The sequence below is a fragment of the Kaarinaea lacus genome, assembly GCF_975902315.1.
In genome coordinates this window covers 1-4305 of record NZ_CDLKIE010000256.1, presented here as the reverse complement: position 1 = coordinate 4305, position 4305 = coordinate 1, and the positions used below count along the sequence as shown (strand labels likewise).

General features: G+C 39.6%; 7 protein-coding genes. 1 reads left to right on the top strand and 6 read right to left on the bottom strand.

Annotation, left to right across the window (positions count from 1 at the left end; translation table 11 throughout):
- The 5 genes from ACWVCM_RS07980 to ACWVCM_RS07960 form a co-directional block, all read right to left on the bottom strand.
- A partial coding sequence (locus ACWVCM_RS07980) for a YceI family protein (protein ID WP_455201203.1) occupies positions 1 to 263 on the bottom strand: 263 nt, incomplete at its 3' end.
- Between the two features lie 283 nt (positions 264 to 546).
- On the bottom strand, positions 547 to 1113 hold the full coding sequence (locus ACWVCM_RS07975; protein ID WP_455201202.1) for a histidine phosphatase family protein: 567 nt from the start codon (positions 1111 to 1113) through the stop codon (positions 547 to 549).
- A 120-nt stretch (positions 1114 to 1233) separates the two neighbouring features.
- A complete protein-coding gene (locus ACWVCM_RS07970; RefSeq protein WP_455201201.1) occupies positions 1234 to 1728 on the bottom strand; it encodes a hypothetical protein in 495 nt (164 codons plus the stop codon).
- Positions 1729 to 1812: 84 nt separating this feature from the next.
- Positions 1813 to 2382, bottom strand: a complete 570-nt coding sequence (locus ACWVCM_RS07965) for a hypothetical protein (protein ID WP_455201200.1) — start codon at positions 2380 to 2382, stop codon at positions 1813 to 1815.
- Positions 2363 to 2731, bottom strand: a complete 369-nt coding sequence (locus tag ACWVCM_RS07960; RefSeq protein ID WP_455201199.1) for a glyoxalase superfamily protein — start codon at positions 2729 to 2731, stop codon at positions 2363 to 2365. Before ACWVCM_RS07960 ends, ACWVCM_RS07965 begins: the two co-directional genes overlap by 20 nt.
- 600 nt (positions 2732 to 3331) lie before the next feature.
- Between ACWVCM_RS07960 and ACWVCM_RS07955 the strand changes: the two genes are divergently transcribed.
- The gene (locus tag ACWVCM_RS07955) at positions 3332 to 3670 is read left to right on the top strand and encodes a c(7)-type cytochrome triheme domain-containing protein (RefSeq protein WP_455201198.1); all 339 of its coding nucleotides are present in this window, start codon (positions 3332 to 3334) and stop codon (positions 3668 to 3670) included.
- 188 nt (positions 3671 to 3858) lie between these two features.
- Here the strand turns inward: ACWVCM_RS07955 and ACWVCM_RS07950 are convergent.
- Positions 3859 to 4305, bottom strand: a 447-nt coding sequence (locus ACWVCM_RS07950; RefSeq protein ID WP_455201197.1) for a cyclophilin-like fold protein, incomplete at its 5' end; no start/stop codon positions are given.

Here is a 4305-nt window from a genome sequence, read left to right as displayed (position 1 = left end):
TCGGTACTCTTAAAAGTAATTAGTGGAAACTTTAATACCGTAAGCAGCTTCTCACCCATAATGATGTCTTTAATGTTATCGCTCCGATGAAATTCATGATCAAACACGGCATCAGCGGCGGTCACGGTGATGGTGACACTGGAATTCTGCAGGTTCTCTTCATCCAGCAGTATCTCCCCTGAAACATTACCGAACTCCCCTTTCAACAGGTCTGGCTCACACATCTTTGCTGCGATACGGACAAAAGATTGGTCGCTATCCACTGTATAGCGTTCTGCCGAAAAAACCGCGTGCGGAGAGAAAAGCCCACAAACAAAGAACAGCAGGGAAACATAATATCCAGAGATTTCGAATTCTTTGAACAATTTCATATCATCCTGTCACAATAATTTGCTCGTGCACTGCGTTAGATTAAAACTACTCGAACGTCAACCAAACTACAGCAGGCGCACCAGGCAGTAGCAGTGTTGTGTGAAAAATTGCGCTATTTTTTTGCGATGACAATATTTTCATAACATGAACACTTTCTATATGGTCCTGCCATTGTTATGTTTCATTGTATCTATAAACCCCATATTCCCAATGTTCTCTTGCTGATTTCCTGGGGCCAAGCCACCCTGAACTTAAAAGTTGCCTGTGGATAAGCCAAATCAACGCACCATGCCCTACATATAAGACAGAACCATACTCAAACGATAGTTGTTCAAGCTGAACAGCACACGCCTTACTTCTATTTAGCGCCTGTTTGTAAGACTCGGCGTTTGGGGAATACCCCATTAGTTGAAAAATACGAAATATCATCGCCCATTTTGTTTTTGAGAGCTTTGGAAACAGCCAGTCTGTATATGGTATTTCACACTCTCTATAAAGAGAGCTGATCAAACCAGGCTCTTCTAGGCCAAGTAACTTTGCTGACTGAATTGATCTCGATAAATCACTACATATTGTAAATTTACACTTAGCTACTCTTTCAATTGTTTTTTGATCAGGCAAATGTTTTCCACACACGCCCAGTTCATCATATTCCCTGGTACAAACACCAAATTCTCTAGCATTAACACTTCCAGAAGGGTCAACTATGGACTTGCCATGCCTTATAACTACAATTTCCACTTAATTCCTTTTGTAACGCGCCACTCACAAGTCGAGAGGGTACGCAACATCCCCATGATCAGAGCATATCCAAAGGACATGCATAATTAGGTGGGTTGTCAGGTTATTCTTAGCCACTTTTTAATGCCTCCTTAACGCAAACAACATTATAAACACTATGATCCATATAATTACGCCAAGAATATTAGAGGCCCAGCCATCTCTATCTACATTTTTTACCCACTTAGTTGGCAATGTAATTTTCATAAAAAAATAACCGAAACGTGGAATCAATAGGTAAATAAGCCCATACCTTTTTTGTTGCAAACGCTCGTATCTTGCCCCCCAATTATTTTCTAAATCCTCCATAGGATTAAAAAGAATATTTTTTAATTTCGCTAGCGTTAATTCCGGTACTCCACCCTCGCTGTTTTTGTCTTTTACCCATTTTGAAAGCTTTAACCGTTTATTCTCTTCAAAACTTTGCCTTAATATCGGTATAGCGTTTCTAAAAATAGAATACTCTCCACAAATAGAACAGATATAATGGATTTTGTCTGATGTTTTTGAAACTAGTTGTTCTGACTGCTCGTTACATATAGCACAAACATCGAGTTGGCGATTATTATTTAACATTTCATCAATTGTAAATATGCGGCAAACAGCCTGGCATTTGAATAAACAAGCCCTGAGCCTTGTTATATGTTTTTATATTTAATTTTATTTTGTAAATGCTACATTTCTATTAATATTCACTTCACTACTTAACGTATCATTCATATATAAAATACCATCCTCAATTACATAATATGTAGTAAATGGAGGCAGATCATAAAACACAAAATTATCTTTTAATTCCATATCAAGCCGCTTTACACTATTACCTGATTGAGGATCGACTTCACCAATAATTTCATAAGTTCCCTCAAAACTGTTGTATTCTAAATCAATATTTTGGCATTGATCGTTGTTGTAAAAGCGACTTACAGAATAAAAATCACCATTTTCAAAGTTTAATTCCATAATGACGAATTCTCCAAAGGCGACGTAATACATCGGAAAAGGAAGTAAATTCACATTAACACAGTCAGAAAACCAGACACCCTCCAAAACATTATTACCTGCTCCAGAACCACTGTCAGAACTGGAACATCCGAGCAATAAAAATACAAAAAATATACTTAATAATGATGATTTCATATATTTAATATAACGACTAGCTAAGGGGCACGGAGCTGCGTCGCAGCGGAGCGTTCCAGTGAGCGACTTTTTAGGTGCCTGGCTCTTCACTAAATATCAGCTTATTACCGAATGGATCCGAGATAGCCATGTCACGAGTACCCCAAGGCATATCTTGCACACCTGGTCTTGCATTTTTATACTGTTTTTCTAACAACTCTTTCTGATACTGATCTAAATTTAAGGTTAATATCCTCAACGATGCCCCCGGACTTGAATCACCATGATGTTCTGATAAGTGAATTACACAATTATCTATTGAAAGTTGCATATACAGAGGTGTGTTATCTTCAAATCGATGTTCCCAATCAACAGCGAAGCCAAGAAAATCCACATAAAACTCCTTAGCCTTAGCTTCGTCGAAACTGCGCAATATTGGAACTGGGCTATTAAAATTCATCAATACTCTCCATGTTTTTGTTATTCCAGCACGTGACACTTGAATAAACGAGACCCCGGATCTCGTAATACAACTACATTAACACCTCGGTTATTGAGTCGTGACGTTAAGAATATCAGTAACTTGCGATATTTTGGCTTAAATTCCGCTCTAAATAAACGAGACACCATATTCAGATTCAATTTTCATAAGCCAGAGGATATTGGTCAAGGAAAAATCCATATTACAGGAATAAATGACTGCTTTGTGAGCCCTAAACTGAATGCCACGAATGTAGAAGTTCAGGCTTCATGCACAATATCCTGGTCTGGAAGATCAGCTGACGCAGTACCATGTTGCCAGCTATGATTGTATTACCCCCGTCGCTCTGAGTCGTATACGAAAAAGGCTAAGAAATTAACCACCATTAACTTTGGCACAGTATTTTTGAATCGTTGTTACGGTTGCATAAATAGGCGAGAATAATTGAGTTCTGCCCAATTCCTACCTGTTCCTACTGAAGCAAGAAACTGTTATACGATTGAGAAAAGTCATGGTTTTTGAGTTTTTGTAGCGTAATTATTACCAAAGATAAAAATTAGTTGGTGGAGAAAAACAACAATGAACAAAACCAGTATAGCGTTATTATTCGTGGTAACTGGATATTGCATTCCTCAAGCTCATGCCGTGCCTCCCGGTTCACAGGTGGAATTCACTAAAAGCTCAATGGGTAAAGTCACATTTTTAGGCGAAGTTCATAAAAAATACAAATGTGACGTTTGCCACGCCACACTATTTAAAATGCAAAAAGGCAGTTCAAACATAGCGTTTACGGACCACCAGGGGGCGCAAAAACGGTGTTTTTTCTGCCATAACAGTGGTGGTGCATTTAGTGCACTGGAAAATTGTAACCGGTGCCATATAAAAGAAGCTCCGCCGGCAAGTGAACCAAAAAAATGAATATGAAATTCACAATTGGCCGAATGCAGCCAAAAGCTGGTTTCCAGTATTCACCTTAAAAATTCGCTTAAGCAGCCTTAAGGGGACACTACTATTAATTCGTTGAATGACTGTTTCCGACTGAAAGCACTGACTTGTATTTTGAGATTAAAATCAGTCACGATCATAATTCAACCGCGCTTCTGGCTCTATGGAGAGGAGGCTTTCTCTACTTGTATGGTACCGTTCATCCCATTGATGTGTTCACTCCCCGACACAGCATGCCCCAGTTCATACAACCCTGAGGCAGAACCGAAGTTTTCGTAGAACATAACGACGTCTCCCCAGGGGGCATAGTAGGCAAGCGTTCCTGCCCTGGCATCCGCCTGGGGTGCGTCTGAGGTATTTAGTTTCTTAGGCGGATAGAAGATTTTCTCATTGTCGCTGTAGTCTTCAACTTCAATGTTTAGCGGCAATTGGGCATACAGGTCTTTGGCTGCCTGTGAGTTGTTGAGTTCGAACACCGTGGTTTTGCCTTTTGCCGTTACACGTACTTTCATCGTTGTTTGAGCCTCCGACGCATTGGTATCATCCTTCGCAATTTGTTCTTTGCCGGACATTACAAAAGGTTGTTCACCAGCTAAAACTTCCCCAGC